Origin of the sequence: Paraburkholderia silvatlantica (genome assembly GCF_003096715.1) — a bacterium.
Lineage (GTDB): Bacteria > Pseudomonadota > Gammaproteobacteria > Burkholderiales > Burkholderiaceae > Paraburkholderia > Paraburkholderia silvatlantica.
Map to the genome: position 1 here is coordinate 93,794 of NZ_QEOL01000014.1, position 19,402 is coordinate 113,195.

20 protein-coding genes are annotated in these 19,402 nt (G+C 65.4%); all 20 read right to left on the minus strand.

Going from position 1 to position 19,402, the window contains the following annotated elements; all coding sequences use genetic code 11:
- The 20 genes from nagZ to plsX all read right to left on the minus strand — a co-directional run bounded on the left by nagZ (position 1) and on the right by plsX (position 19,299).
- Positions 1–1,041, minus strand: a complete 1,041-nt coding sequence (gene nagZ / locus C7411_RS19470) for a beta-N-acetylhexosaminidase (protein ID WP_110387372.1) — start codon at positions 1,039–1,041, stop codon at positions 1–3.
- A 44-nt stretch (positions 1,042–1,085) separates the two neighbouring features.
- Entirely contained in the window at positions 1,086–1,484 is a 399-nt protein-coding gene (acpS, locus tag C7411_RS19475) for a holo-ACP synthase (RefSeq protein WP_110387373.1), read from the minus strand.
- Between the two features lie 56 nt (positions 1,485–1,540).
- Positions 1,541–2,305, minus strand: a complete 765-nt coding sequence (gene pdxJ, locus C7411_RS19480; protein WP_110387374.1) for a pyridoxine 5'-phosphate synthase — start codon at positions 2,303–2,305, stop codon at positions 1,541–1,543.
- Positions 2,302–3,315 (minus strand): DNA repair protein RecO, encoded by a 1,014-nt coding sequence (recO, locus tag C7411_RS19485; protein ID WP_243413241.1) that lies wholly within the window; start codon positions 3,313–3,315, stop codon positions 2,302–2,304. The genes pdxJ and recO overlap by 4 nt, the downstream gene beginning before the upstream one ends.
- An 18-nt stretch (positions 3,316–3,333) precedes the next feature.
- Positions 3,334–4,239 (minus strand): GTPase Era, encoded by a 906-nt coding sequence (era, locus tag C7411_RS19490; RefSeq protein ID WP_110387375.1) that lies wholly within the window; start codon positions 4,237–4,239, stop codon positions 3,334–3,336.
- A gap of 54 nt (positions 4,240–4,293) precedes the next feature.
- On the minus strand, positions 4,294–5,463 hold the full coding sequence (rnc, locus tag C7411_RS19495) for a ribonuclease III (RefSeq protein WP_110387376.1): 1,170 nt from the start codon (positions 5,461–5,463) through the stop codon (positions 4,294–4,296).
- Between the two features lie 220 nt (positions 5,464–5,683).
- The gene (lepB, locus tag C7411_RS19500; protein WP_110387377.1) at positions 5,684–6,580 is read right to left on the minus strand and encodes a signal peptidase I; all 897 of its coding nucleotides are present in this window, start codon (positions 6,578–6,580) and stop codon (positions 5,684–5,686) included.
- Positions 6,581–6,613: 33 nt separating this feature from the next.
- Entirely contained in the window at positions 6,614–8,407 is a 1,794-nt protein-coding gene (gene lepA, locus C7411_RS19505; RefSeq protein WP_110387378.1) for a translation elongation factor 4, read from the minus strand.
- Positions 8,408–8,581: 174 nt separating this feature from the next.
- Positions 8,582–8,905 (minus strand): glutaredoxin family protein, encoded by a 324-nt coding sequence (locus C7411_RS19510; RefSeq protein ID WP_110387379.1) that lies wholly within the window; start codon positions 8,903–8,905, stop codon positions 8,582–8,584.
- 18 nt (positions 8,906–8,923) lie between these two features.
- The gene (locus C7411_RS19515; protein ID WP_110387380.1) at positions 8,924–10,441 is read right to left on the minus strand and encodes a DegQ family serine endoprotease; all 1,518 of its coding nucleotides are present in this window, start codon (positions 10,439–10,441) and stop codon (positions 8,924–8,926) included.
- Between the two features lie 24 nt (positions 10,442–10,465).
- Positions 10,466–11,527, minus strand: a complete 1,062-nt coding sequence (locus C7411_RS19520) for a MucB/RseB C-terminal domain-containing protein (protein WP_110387453.1) — start codon at positions 11,525–11,527, stop codon at positions 10,466–10,468.
- A gap of 5 nt (positions 11,528–11,532) precedes the next feature.
- The gene (locus C7411_RS19525) at positions 11,533–12,174 is read right to left on the minus strand and encodes a sigma-E factor negative regulatory protein (protein WP_110387454.1); all 642 of its coding nucleotides are present in this window, start codon (positions 12,172–12,174) and stop codon (positions 11,533–11,535) included.
- Between the two features lie 88 nt (positions 12,175–12,262).
- A complete protein-coding gene (gene rpoE, locus C7411_RS19530; RefSeq protein ID WP_027795258.1) occupies positions 12,263–12,862 on the minus strand; it encodes an RNA polymerase sigma factor RpoE in 600 nt (199 codons plus the stop codon).
- 112 nt (positions 12,863–12,974) lie between these two features.
- Complete coding sequence (locus tag C7411_RS19535; RefSeq protein WP_243413242.1) at positions 12,975–13,388, minus strand: protein YgfX; 414 nt, start codon at positions 13,386–13,388, stop codon at positions 12,975–12,977.
- 80 nt (positions 13,389–13,468) lie between these two features.
- The gene (gene fabF, locus C7411_RS19540) at positions 13,469–14,710 is read right to left on the minus strand and encodes a beta-ketoacyl-ACP synthase II (protein WP_110387381.1); all 1,242 of its coding nucleotides are present in this window, start codon (positions 14,708–14,710) and stop codon (positions 13,469–13,471) included.
- 192 nt (positions 14,711–14,902) lie between these two features.
- The gene (gene acpP, locus C7411_RS19545; protein ID WP_004197638.1) at positions 14,903–15,142 is read right to left on the minus strand and encodes an acyl carrier protein; all 240 of its coding nucleotides are present in this window, start codon (positions 15,140–15,142) and stop codon (positions 14,903–14,905) included.
- 167 nt (positions 15,143–15,309) lie between these two features.
- On the minus strand, positions 15,310–16,059 hold the full coding sequence (fabG, locus tag C7411_RS19550; protein WP_110387382.1) for a 3-oxoacyl-ACP reductase FabG: 750 nt from the start codon (positions 16,057–16,059) through the stop codon (positions 15,310–15,312).
- 48 nt (positions 16,060–16,107) lie between these two features.
- Entirely contained in the window at positions 16,108–17,046 is a 939-nt protein-coding gene (gene fabD, locus C7411_RS19555; RefSeq protein ID WP_110387383.1) for an ACP S-malonyltransferase, read from the minus strand.
- Positions 17,047–17,170: 124 nt separating this feature from the next.
- On the minus strand, positions 17,171–18,160 hold the full coding sequence (locus C7411_RS19560; protein ID WP_110387384.1) for a beta-ketoacyl-ACP synthase III: 990 nt from the start codon (positions 18,158–18,160) through the stop codon (positions 17,171–17,173).
- Complete coding sequence (plsX, locus tag C7411_RS19565) at positions 18,160–19,299, minus strand: phosphate acyltransferase PlsX (protein ID WP_110387385.1); 1,140 nt, start codon at positions 19,297–19,299, stop codon at positions 18,160–18,162. The genes C7411_RS19560 and plsX overlap by 1 nt, the downstream gene beginning before the upstream one ends.
- Positions 19,300–19,402 lie beyond the last annotated feature (103 nt).

A 19,402-nucleotide genomic window follows, 5' to 3' on the forward strand; every position in this document is an offset into this window, starting at 1 on the left:
TCAAGGCAACACGCTGCGCAGCAGTGCCTGCGCCTCGATGTACCCCGGATCCGCCACCATCCTGTCCCAGCGCTGCGCCTTGCCGCGCGCGCGCATGCGCCTGATGCGCAAGCCCGAAGCCTTGGCGGCGCGGCGCGGCTCCGTGCTGCGCAACGCGTCGAGCACCTTTTCGGCCTCGTGCGGCTGGTTGCAGATCAGCACCATGTCGCAGCCCGCTTCGAGCGCCGCGCGCGCGCCCTCGGTGAGCGTCCCGCCCTGACGCGCGGCCTCCATCGAGAGGTCGTCGCTGAAGATCGCGCCCGTGAAGCGCAGCCGCTTGCGCAGAACTTCCTCGACCCAGATGCGCGAGAAACCCGCGGGCTTCGAATCGACCTTCGGATAAATCACATGCCCCGGCATCACCGCCGCGAGCGACAGACCGAGCCAGTCGTAGGGCTGCGCATCTTCGCCGAGGATCGCTTCGAGCGGACGCTCGTCGACGGGCACCGCGACGTGCGAGTCCGCCGTCGCGAAGCCATGCCCCGGGAAATGCTTGCCGCAATTGGCCATGCCCGCGAGCGAGAGCCCGTGATTGAGACTCTTGGCGAGCAGCGTGACGACGCGCGGATCGCGGTGGAAAGCGCGGTCCCCCACCACCTTCGACTGCCCATAGCCTAGATCGAGCACCGGCGTGAAAGACAGATCGATGCCGCACGCGCGCAGTTCGCTCGCGAGGATGTAGCCCACCGCCGTGGCGAGCTTGGTGGCAAGCAGCACGTCCTTGTCCCACAACGCGCCGAGGCGCCCCATGGCGGGCAGCACGGTGAAGCCATCGGTGCGAAAGCGCTGCACGCGGCCGCCTTCGTGGTCGACGGCGATCAGCAGGTCTTCGCGCACCGAACGGATGGCGTCGGTCAGCGCGACGAGCTGCGCGCGGTTCTCATAGTGGCGCGCGAACAGGATCACGCCGCCGGTCATCGGGTGCGCGAGGCGTCGCACGTCGTCGTCGTTCAGCGTGGTACCGACCACGTCGAGCATGACTGGCCCGGGAATATTCTTCATCGATGCGTTTTACGTAGATGCCGCGCAATGCACGGCGAAAGATATCAGCCGTTGATTTCCGCAACCACGAACGACACCGCGTAGTCGTGTTCGTCCGTGATGCTCACGCGCGCCGTGATGCCGCGCTCGTCGAGCCACTGCGCGAGTTCGCCCGAAGCGACGATCACCGGCCGGCCGCCCGGCTCGTTGAGGGTCTGCATGGCGCGCCAGGTCATCGGCATGCGCATGCCGAGGCCGATCGCTTTCGAGAACGCCTCTTTCGCGGAGAACCGCGTGCACAGATACGCGAGACCCCGCGCCGCCGAGCGCGCCCTGCGCGCCTCGTAGACCGCGAGTTCGTCCGGGCCGAGTACGCGCGGCGCGAAGCGGCCGTTGGTGCGCTCCATGACCGCCGCCACGCGGCTCACCTGGATGATGTCGGTGCCGATACCGTAAATCGCCATGAGACTCCCGTCGATGTCTGTCGATTGCGCGCGCTCGCGAAGGCGCGGGCTTGCAGTCAGCCGCGCGTGCCCAGACGCGCCGCAACCATGATCGCCTTCATTTCGCGCACCGCGTTCTCCCAACCCGCGAAGATGGCGTGCGCAACGATCGCGTGGCCGATGTTCAGCTCGACGATGCCTTCGATGGCCGCGATCTGCTGCACGTTCGTGTAGTGCAGACCGTGGCCGGCGTTCACTTTCAGGCCGAGGCTGTTGCCGCAGTTCACGCCGGTGACCACGCGCTCGTATTCGCGTTCCTGCTCGCCGGCGTCGCGCGCCTCGGCGTAGCGGCCCGTGTGCAGCTCGATCACGGGCGCGCCCGTTTCGTGTGCGGCGCGGATCTGCGTTTCGTCCGGGTCGATGAAAAGCGAGACGCGGCAGCCCGCATCGGCAAGCTGACGGCAGGCGGCGGCAACGGCGTCGAAGTGGCCCGCGACGTCGAGGCCGCCTTCGGTCGTCAGTTCCGCGCGTTTTTCGGGCACGAGGCAAACGTCGTGCGGCTGGATCTCGCACGCGATGTCGAGCATCTCGGACGTCACCGCGCATTCGAGGTTCATGCGCGTCTTCAGCTGCGGGCGCAGCGCGCGCACGTCGGCGTCGACGATATGGCGGCGATCCTCGCGCAGATGCAGCGTGATGGCGTCGGCGCCCGCCTCTTCGGCGAGAAGCGCCGCGCGGATCGGATCGGGATAAGCGGTGCCGCGCGCGTTGCGCAGCGTGGCGACGTGGTCGATGTTGACACCGAGGTCGATCACGTTGGGCGAAGTGAGAAAGAAGCTCATAGGTTCTGCAAGTCGATCAGAATCTGGCGCGTCGCGAGCGGCGTGCCGCCAAGGTACGTATTCAGCAGGAAGCGCATGAGCGCCTTGCTCTGCGCAACCGTCTGGGGTCGATGGTAATCGTCCTCTTCCATGTCGAGCAACGTCTGCCCCGAAAGCCGGGGCCATTGAGAAGGCCATTCGTCCGATGCTTCGCGCACGCCGCGTTCCGGATCGAACACATAGCGTCCCTCGGCCACAACGGCCTTGCGGTTCACGGTGCGATTGAGCGCGAGCGCGTAGCCCGCCTCGCGCAGCAGCACACGCTCGAACGCGCGCAGCACCTGCACGGGCGGCTCGTCGTGCGCGAGGCGCGTGAGCGTCACGACGTAGTGGCGAAAAAGTTCGGGGTGCGGGTCTTCGCGCGCGATGAACTTCACGAGCAGCTCGTTCACGTAGAAGCCGCACAGCAGCGCGTCGCCGGTCAGCGGCAACATGCCGCCGACCCACTCGGCGCCGGTGAGCGTGCGCACCTCGCCCTTGCCGGTCCACGCAAGCGCGAGCGGCTGGAAGGTTTGCAGCACGCCGCGCAACGCCGAATGCGGACGCTTCGCGCCCTTCGCGACGAGCGCCACGCGGCCATGATCGCGCGAGAGCACATCGATGATGAGGCTCGTCTCGCGGTACGGATAGCTGTGCAGCACGAAAGCCGGCTGCTCGGCGATGCGGTAATCGGGGGTCGTGCTGCGTGAGGCGCGCGGCAATTGGGAGCGCGCGGTGGTCTTGCGGCCGCTGCGCGATTCGGCGCGGCCTTCGAGCGTGGCCTCGGCGCTCTCGGTCATCGTGTCGCGCGTGGCGGCGCCTTTGGCCGCCTTCGTGCTTCTCGCGCCCGTCTTGCCTGTGGCGCCTTTCGCGGCCGAGCGCCGCGCGCCGCGGGAACCGGACGCCTGGTCCGCGGCGATTGCCTCGTCGGCCTGCGCTTCATCGTGCGCGGGCCGGTCGTCGTGCAGGGTTCCGGCTGCGCCGTCACTCATACGCGGTGCCCGTCGTGCTTACTCGTAACCGTAGGCGCGCAGCCCGGCTTCGTTGTCGGCCCAGCCGCTCTTCACCTTCACGAAGGTTTCGAGGTACACGGGGCCGTCGAACAGCTTCTCCATGTCGAGCCGCGCCTCGGTGCTGATCTGCTTGAGCTTCGCGCCCTTCTGGCCGATCACCATCGCCTTCTGCGTGTCGCGCTCGACGAGAATCGTCGCGAAGACGCGGCGCAGCCGCCCTTCCTGCTCGAACTTGTCGATCAGCACCGTGCTCGTGTACGGCAGTTCGTCGCCGGTCCAGCGGAACACTTTCTCGCGCAGGATTTCGGCAGCGAGGAAGCGCTCGCTGCGATCGGTGAGGTCGTCTTCGCCGTAGATCGGCTCGCCTTCGGGCAGATACGGCTTGAGCGTCGCGAGCAGGCGCTTGATGTCGGCGGGATCCTTGGCCGAGAGCGGCACGATCTCGCGGAACTCGCGCAGGCCCTGCACCTGCTGGATGAACGGATACAGCGTGTCCTTGTCGCTCACGCGGTCGATCTTGTTGGCGATCAGGATCGTGGGCGCACCCGGGGGAATCAGGTCGAGCACCTTCTGGTCGTCGGGGCCGAACTTGCCGGCCTCGATCACGAACAGCACGGCGTCGACCGAGCTGAGCGTGGAGGTCACCGCGCGGTTCAGCGAGCGGTTGAGCGCCGTACTGTGGCGCGTCTGGAAGCCGGGCGTGTCGACGAAGATGTACTGCGCGTCGTCGATCGTATTGATGCCGGTGATGCGATGACGCGTGGTCTGCGCCTTGCGCGACGTGATGCTGATCTTCTGGCCGACCAGCGCGTTCATCAGCGTCGATTTGCCGACGTTCGGACGGCCGACGATCGCGACCATGCCGCAACGGAAACCGGCAGGAGTGGAGGTGGGAGCGTTCATGATCGGACCGGAATAGAAAAACGGGAGGCGCGCTCGCGGCGCGCCTCGGTGGAATCAGTGGCCGGCATCGGCCGCGCGCACGGGAATGGCCGTCGTGGCTTCGGCGTGCGTCCCGGCATCGGCGCTGGTGCCGCCGGTCGTTGCGGTTTGCGCGCGCTCGACGGTGCGCAGCGCCGCCTCGGCTTTCACGGCGGCCGAACGGTGGCCGATGGAGCCGGCGCTCGGTACGGCGTCGAAGCCCGCGGCCTTGTCGGCAGGCCTGTCGCTTGCCTTGTCCGCACCGCGTTCGGCCTTCTCCGCGGGTCTTTCAGCGGGTTTGTCCTTCTCCGCCGGACGCTCCTGGACGTGCGCCGCGCGAATCACCGCGAGCGGCGCGCCTTCGGCTGCCGCGGCCTGCGCCGCACGCTCGCTGCGCGCCGAGAGACGCTCGCGGCGCTCCGGCGAGCGCAGATCGAGTGCGCCCTGTACGCCGGTCACACCGGGGACGACCTCGGGCTCCGGTTTGGCAGCGCGCGCGCCCTTCGAGCGGCGCGGCTTCGCAACCAGCGCGGGCGCCGCGGCCATGACCTCGTCGAGCGCCTTCTTCGCCGCGGCCTGCTCCGCGGCGCGACGGCTCGCGCCCGAGCCCGACACTTTCACGTCGAGCTTCGGCACCGTGCATTCGACTTCGAACTGCTGATTGTGCGCCGCACCATGCGTCGCCACGACCGTGTAGGTGGGCAGCGCGATCTTGTGACCCTGGAGGTATTCCTGCAGCAGCGTCTTGGAATCCTTGCCGAGCGTACGCGGATCGATGTGATCGAGGATCGGCACGTAGAGCCGCTTGATGACCGTCTGGGCGGCATCGAAGCCGCCATCGAGGAAGATCGCCCCGAAGATCGCCTCCAGCGCGTCGGCGAGGATCGACGGGCGGCGGAAGCCGCCGCTGCGCAACTCGCCTTCGCCGAGGCGCAGGCCATCGGCAATATTGAGGGCCTGAGCGATTTCGTAGAGCGACTGCTGCTTGACCAGGTTCGCACGCACGCGCGAGAGGTCGCCTTCGTCAAGCTTGCCAAAACGTTGGAACAATAGGGCAGCCACCGCGCAATTCAGAACCGAATCACCGAGGAATTCAAGGCGTTCGTTATGCGTGGCACTGTGACTGCGGTGGGTTAAAGCCTGGCGCAGCAATTCCGCATTGCGAAATTCGTAGCGCAAACGGCTTTCCAACGGAGATTGAGGCATGGGGAGAGTATAACGCGCCCGCCGCCCCCGGCGAAAACTGGGGGCGGCGAGCGAAAAACCGTGACGAAGCGACGTTACCGGGGATTCTTCAAGTAGAGCGCGAAGATGCAATGCGCGTGATGCGAATATGACGTCTGTTCGCGCATACGCTTTTTGTTGCTGCTTCGACGACTGCTTCGCGCGCGTGCCCGACGTGCATCACACGTCGAGCCAATACGCATTACTCGAACGAACCGATGCGACGCAGGTTGCTGAAGTTCATCCAGATGAAGAACGCGCGGCCCACGATGTTCGCGTCGGGCACGAAGCCCCAGTAGCGGCTGTCCGCACTGTTGTCGCGGTTGTCGCCCATCATGAAGTAATGGCCCGGCGGCACCTTGCAGATCACGCCGCGCGCGTTGTACTGGCAGTTGTCGCGATACGGATAGTCCTCTGCGCCCACGATGAACGGCGGCACCGCGGGGTTGTTGAGGATGTTGTTCCTGCGGCCGTTGCCGAGGTCCTCCGTGAACTGCTTCGCGTAGCCAATGCGCTCTTCGTCGAAGAAGTCGCCCTGCGGCGCTTCCGGCACTGGTTTGCCGTTGATCGTGAGCTGCTTGTCCTGATAGGCGACCACGTCGCCCGGCAGGCCAATCACGCGCTTGATGTAGTCGACCGACTCATCCTTCGGATAGCGGAACACGACCACGTCGCCGCGCTCGAGAGGGCGGCCCCGCGTGATCTTCGTGTTCGTGATCGGCAAACGGATGCCGTAGTCGAACTTGTTCACGAGGATGAAGTCGCCCACGAGCAGCGTGGGCACCATCGAACCCGACGGAATCTTGAACGGCTCGACGACGAACGAGCGTACGAGGAACACGATCAGGATGACGGGGAAGAAGCTCGCGGTGTACTCGAGCCACCACGGCTGGCGCAGCTTTTCGTTGCGCAGGTTCTGGCGCGTGACAGGCGCGTTTTCATCGGCGAAGCGCTCGCCCACACGCTCCTGCTGGCGGTCGAACTCCGCGACCGCCGCGTCGGCGGCGAGGCGCCGGCGCGGCATGAACACCAGTTTGTCTGCAACCCACGCAACGCCCGTCAAGATGACGAGCACAAAGAGTATCAGCGCAAAATTCATGTAGAGATCCGTTGTCCGGCTTATTTACGTTACTTATTTATCTTCGACACGAAGGATGGCGAGGAAGGCCTCTTGCGGAATCTCGACCGAACCGACCTGCTTCATCCGCTTCTTGCCTTCCTTCTGCTTTTCGAGCAGCTTCTTCTTGCGCGTGATGTCGCCGCCGTAGCACTTGGCCAGCACGTTCTTGCGCAGCGCCTTGATGTTCTCGCGCGCGATGATGTGCGCGCCGATTGCGGCCTGAATGGCCACGTCGTACATCTGGCGCGGAATGATCTCGCGCATCTTCGCCGCGACTTCGCGGCCGCGGTACTGCGACTGCGAGCGGTGGACGATGATGGACAGCGCGTCGACCTTGTCGCCGTTGATCAGCATGTCGACCTTCACGACGTCCGAAGTGCGGTACTCCTTGAACTCGTAGTCCATCGACGCATAACCGCGCGACACCGACTTCAGACGGTCGAAGAAGTCGAGCACGATTTCCGCCATCGGAATTTCGTATGTGAGCTGCACCTGGCGGCCGTGGTACTGCATGTTGATCTGGTTGCCGCGCTTTTGCGTACAGAGCGTGATGACCGAGCCCACGTAGTCCTGCGGCATGTACAGGTTCACCGTCACGATCGGCTCGCGGATCTCGCCGATCTTCGAGGGCTCCGGCATCTTCGCCGGGTTCTCGACCATGATCTGGGTGCCGTCCGCCTGCACGACTTCATACACCACCGTCGGCGCCGTGGTGATGAGGTCCATGTCGAACTCGCGCTCGAGACGCTCCTGCACGATTTCCATGTGCAAAAGACCGAGGAAGCCGCAACGGAAGCCAAAGCCCAGCGCCTGCGAAACTTCCGGCTCGTATTGCAGCGAGGCGTCATTGAGCTTCAGCTTTTCGAGCGATTCACGCAGCGCGTCGTATTGGTTCGCCTCGACCGGATAGAGGCCCGCGAACACCTGCGGCTTCACTTCCTTGAAACCCGGCAACGGCTCGGGCGCAGGATTCGCCGCGAGCGTGACGGTGTCGCCCACCTTGGTCGCGGCGAGCTCCTTGATGCCGGCGATGATGAAACCCACCTGCCCCGCCGAAAGCTGCTCGAGGTTGCGCGACTTCGGCGAGAACACGCCGACGTGCTCGACCGGATACTGCGCGCCGGTGGCCATCAGCTTGATCTTGTCCTTCGGGCGCAGCGTGCCGTTGACGATACGCACGAGCATCACGACGCCCACGTAGTTGTCGAACCACGAGTCGATGATGAGCGCCTGCAGCGGCGCTTGCGGATCGCCCTTGGGCGGCGGCACCCTGGCGATCAGCGCTTCGAGCACGTCTTCCACGCCGAGGCCGGTCTTCGCGCTGCAGCGCGTCGCGTCGGTGGCGTCGATGCCGATCACGTCCTCGATCTCTTCGATCGCGTTCTCGGGATTGGCGGCGGGCAGATCGATCTTGTTGAGCACCGGCACGACTTCCACGCCGAGTTCGATCGCGGTGTAGCAGTTCGCCACCGTCTGCGCCTCGACGCCCTGGCTCGCGTCCACCACGAGCAGCGCGCCCTCGCACGCGGACAGCGAGCGGCTCACCTCATAGGAGAAGTCGACGTGCCCCGGTGTATCGATCAGGTTCAGGTTGTAGACCTTGCCGTCACGCGCCTTGTACGTGAGCGCAGCCGTCTGCGCCTTGATCGTGATACCGCGCTCGCGCTCGAGATCCATCGAGTCGAGCACCTGCGATTCCATTTCGCGGTCGGACAAGCCGCCGCACAGCTGGATGATGCGATCGGCGAGCGTCGACTTGCCATGGTCGATGTGCGCAATGATCGAAAAGTTACGAATATGATCCATTCAGTGCCGATCAAGCGAAAAAGGCGCGCCCCAACGATAGCTGGGCACGCCTCGTAAATAGATGAAAAACCGGACTATTTTAGCCGAAAAGGGGTCCCACGGGCGAACCGGCCGGTGATGTAGCGGATGTGCATGGCACGCTGACACATCGCGCGACGCTCCTGCGCGCGCGTTTCAAGCACCGCCCGAGGGCGGCTGCGGCCCGCCCGGTGCGGCGGCGCACAGGCCCAGTGTTGCGCGCACGCGCGCTTCGTCGAGATGGTAGTGACACAGCTCGATGCCGTCGCAAACGAGCACCGGCACGAGCTCGTCGTAACGCGCCTGGAGCTCGGGGTCGGAATCGACATCGACGACGTCGAGACGCGCACCCGCCGCGGCGGCGAGCGGCTCGAGCGCCACGCGCATGTCCTCGCACAGATGACACCACGCGCGTCCGTAGAGCACGAGGTGCGCGCTCGCCCGTTCGAGCGCGCCCGGCGCCGCCGACGAAGACCGCATGGGCGTGCGCACCGCGCTTTACTTCTGCCCCGGCGCGCGCGGGCGCAGCGGCACGAACTGCGTGTTGTCGCCGCGACGCACGAGCACCGCCACCATCTTCTGCGGGTCGAGATGCGCCGTCACATCCTGGAACTGCTTCGCGCTGGTGATATCCGTATCGCCCACGCGCAGGATGATGTCGCCCTTCTGCAGGCCGGCGCGCGCTGCCGGGCCATCGACCGAGTCGACCATCGCGCCGCCCTTCATCTTGAGCTGGGCGAGCTGATCGGCGGGGATATCGACCACCGCGATGCCGAGAGCGCTCATCACGCGCGGCTTGGGTTCGGGCGCCTTTTTCTGGTCGGCCTTCGCGCTCTTGTCGGTCTGCATCTCGGCGATCGTGATCGGCAGATCGCGCGTTGCGCCCTTGCGCCAGACCGTGACGGTCGCTCTGGTGCCCGGTTTCGTGTCGCCGACCATGCGCGGCAGATCGGTCGCGGCATCGACGCTCGTGCCGTTGAACTTCAGGATGATGTCGCCCGGCTGGATGCCCGCCTTGTCGGCCGGGCCGCCCGGCTCGACGCTGGAGACGAGCGCGCCCTGCGCCTTGGGCAAACCGAGCGAGTCGGCCACGTCCTTCGTCACCTCGCCGATGGCCACGGCAATGCGGCCGCGCGTGACCTTGCCCGTGGACTTGAGCTGATCGGCCACGCGCATGGCCTCGTCGATCGGAATCGCGAACGAGATGCCCATGAAGCCTCCGGTGCGGCTATAGATCTGCGAGTTGATGCCGATCACCTCGCCCTGCATGTTGATGAGCGGACCGCCCGAGTTGCCGGGATTCACGGCCACGTCGGTCTGGATGAACGGCAAATAGTCACCCGTGTCGCGCCCCTTCGCGCTCACGATGCCCGCCGTCACGGTGTTCTCGAGGCCGAACGGCGAACCGATTGCCACGACCCACTCGCCCACGCGCACCTTGTTCGAGTCGCCCATCGTCACGGCCGGCAGATTCGCGGCCTGGATCTTCACCACGGCGACGTCCGTGCGATCGTCCACGCCGATCAGCTTCGCCTTGAATTCGCGCTTGTCGGTGAGCGTCACGTAGATGCTGTCCGCGTCGTCGACCACGTGCGCGTTGGTCATCACGTAGCCGTCGCTCGAGAGGATGAAACCCGAGCCGACGCCGCTGTTCTGTTCGGTGTCGTTGCCGCTGTCCGGGCCGGAGTCCGAACCGCTGCCCGGATTTGCGCCCTGGCTGCCCCCCTGACCGCCGCCCTGCCCACCCTGCGGCCCTTGCGGGAGCGGGATGCCAAAGAAGCGGCGGAAGAATTCCGACATGTCGCCCTGATCCATGCCCGGCGGGAGGCCGCGCTGCGCCGAGGAGACACGCGTCGTGGTGCGGATATTGACGACCGACGGTCCCACTTTGTCCACGAGGTCGGCGAAGTCGGGCAGATTGGCAGCCGGCGCCGCCGATGCCACGTGCGGTGCGAACGGCAGGCACGCCGCCACGACCGCGGCCGCGAAGAATTTGCGCAGCGGGAGAATCGTCATATCGAAGTCAGCCGAAGGAAGGAGTTACCTGGGAGCCTTGTATTCTATGGCAGACGCAAACTGCTGCAACGTGCTCTGGGGCACTTCCCCAAGCAACGTGATGAAGTAGTCGCCGTTGCGCTTCACGAGCACGTGGGTCGCGCCGCTGCTGCCCGAGCCTTCCTTGCGGCTGTTGTTCTTGACCGGTTCGATAAACACGGAAAGCGTGGACAGTCCGTCAGAGAATACGGCTTGATCGACCGGAATGGGCGGATCGCTCGCGTCGCGCGCCGCCATCGGCCGGCGCACTTCGCGAATCTTCCGGAATCCCGGCGCGGCCTGGCCGAACGACCAGCCCTGCGCTTCGATATCGACCGGCTGCAGCGGCGGGCGCACCACGTTCCAGCCCTCGATATTGCGCATGCCGTTCACGATAGGCGTCTTGTCGACGGGACCGCCGATGCGCACCTGCGTGAACGCGAGCTGCTGGAGCACCTGGCCGTTCGACGGATCGAGCATCTGCGAACGCAGCAGCAGACCGGTTTTCGCGTCCGCCCACAGCTTGTAGGCGAAGCGGAAACTGTCTTTCGGGTCGAGCTGGATCACCTGGCTGTCGAGGCCCGCCACCCGGTCGTTGGCGAGCATCTTCGGCTCGTACACGCCCAGCACCTGTTCCCCGTTCGTCGACAGCAGCGCCGGGAAAGCGTCCTTGTTCTGGCGCTTTTCGACGACGAGCAGCTTGCGCTCGGGCACGAAGGTAAAGAGCTCGTCGTTGTGGCGCAGCATCGTGCGCGGCTTGCCGTCGAGGCTTTCGAGCTTTTCGAACTCGCCGTCCTGCTTCGAGGCGTAGTGCGTGATGCGCGAGGACTGCACGAACTCGCCGCGCTGGTAGACGAAGGTGCCTTCGTAGCTTTGCTGCTGGGCGGCCTGCTGGATGCGGTCGAGCAACTGCGCCGCGCTCTGGCGCGTGGCGGCATCGGCCGCCCACGCGCCTTGCGCGTGGGCGCGCGGGGCGACAGACAGAGCGGTGAACATCACGGCTGCGCAGCACAGGAATGCCGGCAACCGCCCCCAGATCGTCTTTTTATTCAACCGCAATGTCTGCATCAAACTTATTGGCCTTGCGTGGTGAGGGCGGCTGAGCGGATGTACGGCATGGAATCCGAAATGACCGGCTGCTGCGCGAACTGCTGATGCGCCTGGAGATATTCGTCGAGCCGGGCGTCGCGGATGATGTTAGCGTCCTGAGCGCCCGCGACAGACGCCTGCGGGGTGTTCATCGCCACGCGCTGCACGCCGTCGCCCTGCGGCTGTACGGCGGCGATTTGCGGCGCGCCGGCCATGCCCACGCCGCGCATTTGCGGCATGACGATCCACGTGAGCGTGGCGGCCGCGGCGGCCACGGCCAGCGACGGCATCACGCGGCGGCGCAGCGCCAGAATGCGGCCCACGCGCGCATTGCGGCGAGCCTGCGGCTGCGGCAGCGCGGCGGGTGCGAGCAGATGCGGCTCCGCTTCGAAGCGCGCCGCGAAGCCCGTCATGAAGGCGCGGCTCGCGGCCTGGCTGAGGGCCAGATCGTCAGAGCGCAGCACGTCGCCGATCAGGTGGTACTCCGACCAGGCTGCGCGCCCTTCGCCGTCGAGTTCCAGAAAATTTCCGTTCAGATGCTCCTGCGCCGTCGCTTCACCGTCGACGAAGGCGGACAGACGCTCGCCGCGCGAGCTTGATACCGATTGCATCGAGACCGAACCCATGATGCTCCCCATTCCCTAACAGACGTCCCAGTGACACCCACTCATTCTGGTGAATCGCGTCGCCGCCCGGGGGCGAAGCTGGTTCTTCTTACCAGCGCTTGCCTTCCGGAGTGTCCAGCAGCGGACGCAATTTTGCCGCAATGGCTTCCCGAGCGCGGAAAATTCTCGATCTGACGGTGCCGATCGGGCACCCCATCATCTCGGCGATTTCCTCGTAGCTTAGGCCTTCTATTTCCCGAAGCGTAATGGCGGTGCGCAACTCTTCCGGTAAAACCGCCATCGCAGCATTGACCGTCTGTGCGATCTGCTTGCTCATCAACATCGACTCGGGCGTATTGATATCCCTTAGTTGATCGGCGTCCGAGAAAGTTTCCGCTTCTTCAGCATCTGCCTCAGTCGAAGTTGGGGCGCGTCTTCCCTGGGTCGCAAGGTAGTTCTTCGCCGTATTGACAGCAATTCGGTACAACCACGTATAGAAAGCCGATTCGCCACGAAACTGCGGTAGTGCGCGGTAAGCCTTGATAAAGGCGTCCTGGGCCACGTCCTCGACCTCGGCGGGGTCCCGCACGAGGCGCGAGATCAGCCGGATGATCTTGCGGTGGTATTTCGAGACCAGGAGCTCGAACGCGGCCTTGTCGCCTTTTTGCACGCGCTCGACCAGAACCTGATCAATTTCTTTTTCGCTCACCTGAAAAATCCGTTAGCACATGAAGTAGACGTGGGGGCACCATTGTAGCGTCCCCGCCACGGTCTCACGTTACGCGAGTAACAGCGGTTACAAGCTTTACAGCGAGGGGAGCTCAGCGACCGGCCGCGCTGCGCGCGCGCACGGCGAGCACACGAAAGGCTTCCGCCGGAATGGCGTCGGCGGCGACGAGAATCGTCGCGCGGCGGGCACCCTGCTCCACGATGAGCGCGAGCAGCCATGCGCCCCATTGCGACGCGCCGGCGAGCCGCCCGGCAGCGATGCAGGCGCCATCGCGCGAATAGGCCGCGAGAAAATCTGACCCGATTTCGAGGAAGATCGGTTGCTTGCGTCGCCACGCCGCAGCCGCAAGACCGCCGGTCGCGAGGAACGCCAGCGTAACCGGCAAGGCTTGCCAGGCGCCGAACCAGGGTGCGAGCGTCGTGTAGACGGCCGCCGCGGCCACGCCCAAACCCGCGGCAACGAGCAGTTGCAGCACAAGCGACGGACGCAGGGAAACCAGCGGCACGCCCGCGCGCCGCGAGGGGTAAGCAGGAGGAACGCGGCCGGCCGAAGGATTCGGCGCGGCCGCTGTCTCGTCGTGCGGGATCAAGCGTGACGCTTGAAGACGAGCGTGCCGTTCGTGCCGCCGAACCCGAACGAGTTCTTCAGCGCGACGTCGATCTTCATGTCCCGCGCGGTGTTCGCGCAGTAGTCCAGGTCGCATGCCGGATCCTGGTTGAAGATGTTGATCGTCGGCGGCGACACCTGGTTGTGCACGGCAAGCACCGTGAACACCGACTCGAGGCCGCCTGCGCCACCCAGCAGGTGACCCGTCATCGACTTGGTCGAGTTCACGACGATGTCCTTCGCGTGATCGCCGAAGGCGCGCTTGATCGCCGTCGTTTCCGCGAGGTCGCCGAGCGGCGTGGACGTGCCGTGCGCGTTCAGCCAGTTCACTTCGCCGGTGTTGACGCCCGCGTTCTTCATCGCGGCGATCATGCAGCGGCGCGCACCGTCGCCGTCTTCCAGCGGCGCGGTCATGTGATACGCATCGCCGCTCATGCCGTAGCCGCCGACTTCCGCGTAGATCTTCGCGCCGCGCGCCTTCGCGTGTTCGTACTCTTCGAGCACCATCACGCCCGCGCCTTCGCCGAGCACGAAACCGTCACGGTCCTTGTCCCACGGACGGCTGGCCGTCGCCGGATCGTCGTTGCGCTGCGAGAGCGCGCGCGCCGCCGCGAAGCCGCCGATGCCGAGCGGCGAGACGGTCGATTCCGCGCCGCCCGCGATCATCACGTCGCAGTCGCCGTATTCGATCAGACGCGACGCTTCGCCGATGCAGTGCAGGCCGGTCGTGCAAGCCGTGACCATCGCCAGATTCGGGCCCTTCAGGCCGTACTTGATCGACAGATGGCCCGAGATCATGTTGATGATCGAGGCAGGCACGAAGAACGGCGAGATGCGGCGCGGACCGCGGTTGAGCAGTTCGGTTTGCGTGACTTCGATCATCGGCAGGCCGCCGATGCCCGAGCCGACGTTCACGCCGATCCGTTCCGCGTTCGCTTCGGTGACTTCGAGACCGCTGTCCTGGATCGCCTGCATGCCCGCCGCGATGCCGTAATGGATGAACGTATCCATGTGGCGCGCTTCTTTCGCCGGCATGTAGTCTTCGACGTTGAAGCCCTTCACTTCGCCGGCAAAGCGGGTCGAGAAGTTCGTCGCGTCGAACTTCGTGATGTTGGCGATGCCGGACTTCCCGGCGACCAGATTGGCCCAGCCGTCGGCAACATTATTGCCAACAGGCGAAATCAGCCCCAGGCCTGTAACAACAACTCGACGACGGCTCACGGTAACCCCTTATCCATAGATGACAAAAACAAAAGCCACAGAGGCCACAGGAAATGCTCCTGTGAGCCCTGTGGCTAGTTGACCGGCAGATGCCCAGCAGCGAGTGCGGCAGGCGTATGCGGTTTCACGGCCGAGCGTCCTCGCGGGCCGCCAGCGCGCATGCGATGCGCGGCCCAGACGGGAATCTGGCGCTTAGGCCTTGACGTTCGCGCGAGCGTAGTCGATCGCTTGCTGAACCGTCGTGATCTTCTCGGCTTCCTCGTCCGGGATTTCCATGCCGAACTCGTCTTCGAGAGCCATGACCAGTTCGACGGTGTCGAGCGAGTCGGCGCCCAGATCGTTCACGAACGAAGCTTCGTTCTTGATTTCCGCTTCGGCGACGCCCAGTTGCTCGGCGACGATCTTCTTGACGCGCTGTTCGATGTTGTCCATTACCCCTCCAAGGGAAAAAAGTTAGCTCATGAATGCGAGTGCGCGCATTTTATCAGGTTTGACCTGGCTGAAAAGCGGCGCTCAAGGTTCCGGAAGGCTATCCGCGACGGCGCTTGCGCAATGTTTTGCATCAAGCGCATCAAGGCGCGGATAGTACCTGAATCCGGTTAAGACATATACATGCCGCCGTTCACGTGCAACGTCGCGCCCGTGATGTAGGCTGCCTGCGGCGACGCGAGGAACGCGACCGCATGCGCGATGTCGTCCGGGCTGCCGAGGCGGCCCAGCGGAATCTGCTGCTTGAGCGCGGCTTGCTGCTCCGCCGGCAGGTCCTTCGTCATGTCGGTATCGATGAAACCGGGCGCCACGCAGTTCACGGTGATGCCGCGGCTGCCGATTTCGCGTGCGAGCGCGCGCGTCATGCCCGCCACGCCGGCCTTGGCGGCGGCGTAGTTGGCCTGGCCCGGGTTGCCCGACGAGCCCACCACCGAGGTGATGTTGATGATGCGGCCCGTGCGCGCCTTCATCATCGGGCGCAGCACGGCGCGCGAGAGGCGGAACACCGACTTCAGGTTGGTGTCGATGACCGAGTCCCACTCGTCGTCCTTCATGCGCATCGCCAGGTTGTCCTGCGTGATGCCGGCATTATTGACGAGGATCGCCAGACCGCCGAATTCCTTGACCGTGGCGTCGATGAGCGCTTCCGCCGCAGCGGCGTCGTTCACGTTGAGCACGGCGCCGCGGCCCTTCAGGCCCTCTGCTTCGAAAGCGGCTGAAATGGCCTGCGCACCGGCTTCGCTCGTTGCCGTACCGATCACCGTCGCGCCCTGGCGCGCCAGTTCCAGCGCGATCGCGCGGCCGATGCCGCGGGTGGCGCCGGTCACGATCGCGGCCTGGTTGTCGAGAGTCTTTTCCATCGTTTGAATCCGTGAGAATCCGTTAGCTAGCGGTGGTGGCGTATGCGCTCAGGCCTTCAGAAGCGCGAGCGCCTCGTCGAGCGACTTCGGATCGAGCACCGAAGCGCCGACCAGGTTGCCGTCGATGCGCCTCGTGAGGCCCGCAAGCACCTTGCCCGGACCGCATTCGACGACGTGCGTCGCGCCTTGCGCCGCGATGGCCTGCACGCACTCGACCCAGCGCACGGGGCCCGCGGCCTGGCGCACGAGTGCGTCGCGGATCTTTGCGGGGTCGGTTTCGAATGCCACGTCGACGTTGTTCACCACGGGAATTTGCGGCGCGTTCAGCGTAACGTTCGCGAGGTACTCGCGCAGCTGATCCGAGGCGGGCTTGAGCAGCGACGAGTGGAACGGCGCCGAAACCGGCAGCGGCAGCGCGCGCTTGGCGCCCTTTGCCCTGGCGATTTCGCAGGCCTTTTCGACCGCGCCCTTGTGGCCCGCGATCACGACTTGCGCCGGGGCGTTGAAGTTCACGGCTTCGACCACGCCGCCGCTCGCGGCCGCAGCCTCCGTGCAGACTGCGCGCACGGCGTCGTCGTCGAGACCGAGCACGGCGGCCATGCCGCCCTCGCCCACCGGCACCGCGCTTTGCATCGCCTGCGCGCGAAAACGCACGAGCGGCACGGCGTCGCGAAACGCGAGCACGCCGGCGGCGACGAGCGCCGTGTATTCGCCGAGGCTGTGGCCCGCGACGATGCCAGGCAGAGGGCCGCCCGCCTGCTGCCACGCGCGGTAGACGGCGTAGGCGGCGGTGAGCATGACCGGCTGCGTGTTGGTGGTGAGACTGAGTTCTTCGGCGGGGCCTTCGGCGATCAGCTTGCCGAGGTCCTGGCCCAGCGCATCGGACGCTTCCTGCAGCGTCTCGCGCACGATGGCGTGATCGGCGAAGGCGTCGAGCATGCCGACGGCCTGCGAGCCTTGTCCGGGAAAAACGAACGCGAATTTCATAACATCCTCAAATTCGATCAATACGGGTGCGCAATGCACCCGGATGAACCGCCGCCGGCTGCGCGCAACATGCACGTCGCGCGCAGAGACCGGCTGCGGGAGCGCGAGAGCCCGCTCAGGATGCCTAGAAGCGGATGACGGAGGCGCCCCAGGTGAAGCCGCCGCCGACGCCTTCGATCAGCACGTTGTGGCCGCGCTTGATGCGGCCGTCGCGCACCGCAACGTCGAAGGCGAGCGGAATCGAGGCCGCCGAGGTGTTGCCATGCTCGCCCACCGTCACCACCATGCGCTCGGCGGGCAGACCGAGCTTGCGGCAGGTGCCTTGCATGATGCGGATGTTGGCCTGGTGCGGAATCAGCCAGTCGAGCTGATCGGCGCTGAGCTGCGCCTTGTCGAGCGCCTCGATCGCGACCTTTTCGAGCACGTTCACGGCCAGCTTGAACACGGCCTGACCGTCCATGTACAGGAACGCGTTGCCGGCGATCACGCCGCCGTTCACATTACCCGGCGTGCAGAGGATGTGCGCGTAGCTGCCGTCGGCGTGCAGCGCGCTCGAAAGCACGCCCGGTTCGCTCGACGCCTGCAGCACGATCGCGCCTGCGCCGTCGCCGAACAGCACACAGGTGGTGCGATCGTTGAAGTCGAGAATACGCGAGAAGGTTTCCGCGCCGACCACGAGCGCCGTGCGATGCTGGCCGCCGCGGATCAGGCTGTCGGCCACCGAAACGGCGTACGCGAAGCCCGAGCACACGGCCTGCACGTCGAACGCCGCGCCGTGATTGCGGATGCCGAGCTTGTTCTGCAAGAGGCAGGCCGTGCTCGGGAAGACGAAATCGGGCGTGGAAGTGGCGACGATGATGAGGTCGATCGACTGCGGATCGACGTCGGCGGCCGCGATCGCACGCTGCGACGCCGCAAGCGCGAGATCGCTCGTCGTGACGTCGGGCGCGGCGAAGTGGCGCGCGTGAATGCCCGTGCGGGCCACGATCCACTCGTCGCTCGTCTCGACGCCTTTCGCGGCGAGCCGTTCGGCCAGTTCCTGGTTGGTGACGCGATCAGGCGGAAGATAGCTGCCCGTGCCGATCACGCGGGAATAGAGAGTCGATTGAGCCATTATGCCTTCGAGGATGATGCGGCGCCGGGCGGCACCTCGCCCGCTGCCTGGCTGGGCGCGCTGGTAGCTCGCCCCGCCTGCGCGGCTTGCACGTTCTGGGCGCCGCCGGGCTCGTCTGCCGCCTGTTCGAGCGAACCGGCGTTTTCTTCCATGGCGTGCGCGAGGCGCTCCAGCACGCCATTTTTGACGGCATCATACCCGCGATTGATCGCACACTCAAACGCGTAGGCATCCGCCGAGCCGTGGCTTTTGATGACGAGACTCTTCAAGCCGAGCAGCGCCGCGCCGTTGTACTGCCGATGGTCCACACGCTTCTTGAAGCGCATGAGCACGGGCAGCGCGGCAATCGCCATGAGCCTGGTGAGCCACGAGCGGCCGAACTCTTCCTTGATCATGTCGTTGAGCATCTGTGCGAGGCCCTCCGACGTCTTGAGCGCGACATTCCCAACGAAACCGTCACAGACGATGACGTCGACGGTACCCTTGTAAATGTCGTTGCCTTCGACGTTGCCGCGGAAGTTCAGCGTGCTCGCGCGCAGGAGCTCGCCCGCGCGCTTGATGGTGTCGTTGCCCTTGATGACTTCTTCGCCGATATTCAGGAGCCCGATGGTTGGGCGATCCTTGCCCTCGAGCGCCGCGACGAGCGCGTGCCCCATCTCCGCGAATTGCAGCAGATGCTGCGGTTCGCAGTCGACGTTCGCGCCGAGGTCGAGCATCGTCGTGTAACCGCGCGGGTTCGGCAGCGCGAAGGCGATAGCCGGGCGTTCGATGCCAGGCAACGTCTTGAGCACGTAGCGCGAAACGGCCATCAGCGCACCGGTGTTGCCGGCCGAGATGCAGGCTTGCGCCTCGCCCTCTTTCACGCGATTGAGCGCGACGCGCATCGACGAATCTTTCTTTTTGCGCAGGGCGACTTCGACCGGATCGTCCATTTCGACGACCTCGGTGGCGGGCACGACGGTCAGCGCGGGATGGTCCGCTGCCTTCAGCTTTTTCAACTGGGCGCGAACCGCCGACTCGACGCCCGCGAGCATGAGATGCGCGTCGGGGTGCGAGCGGACGAAATGGACTGCGGCAGGCACCGTCACAGACGGGCCGTGGTCGCCTCCCATGCAATCTATCGTGAGCGTAACAGTCATGGAATGCGACGGATTTCAGGCACAAAAAAGCGGCAGTTGAATGCCGCCTTTTTTGCCGAGCCGAAATATGGTCAAGCGAACGGAATCGTCAGATGCGGCACCA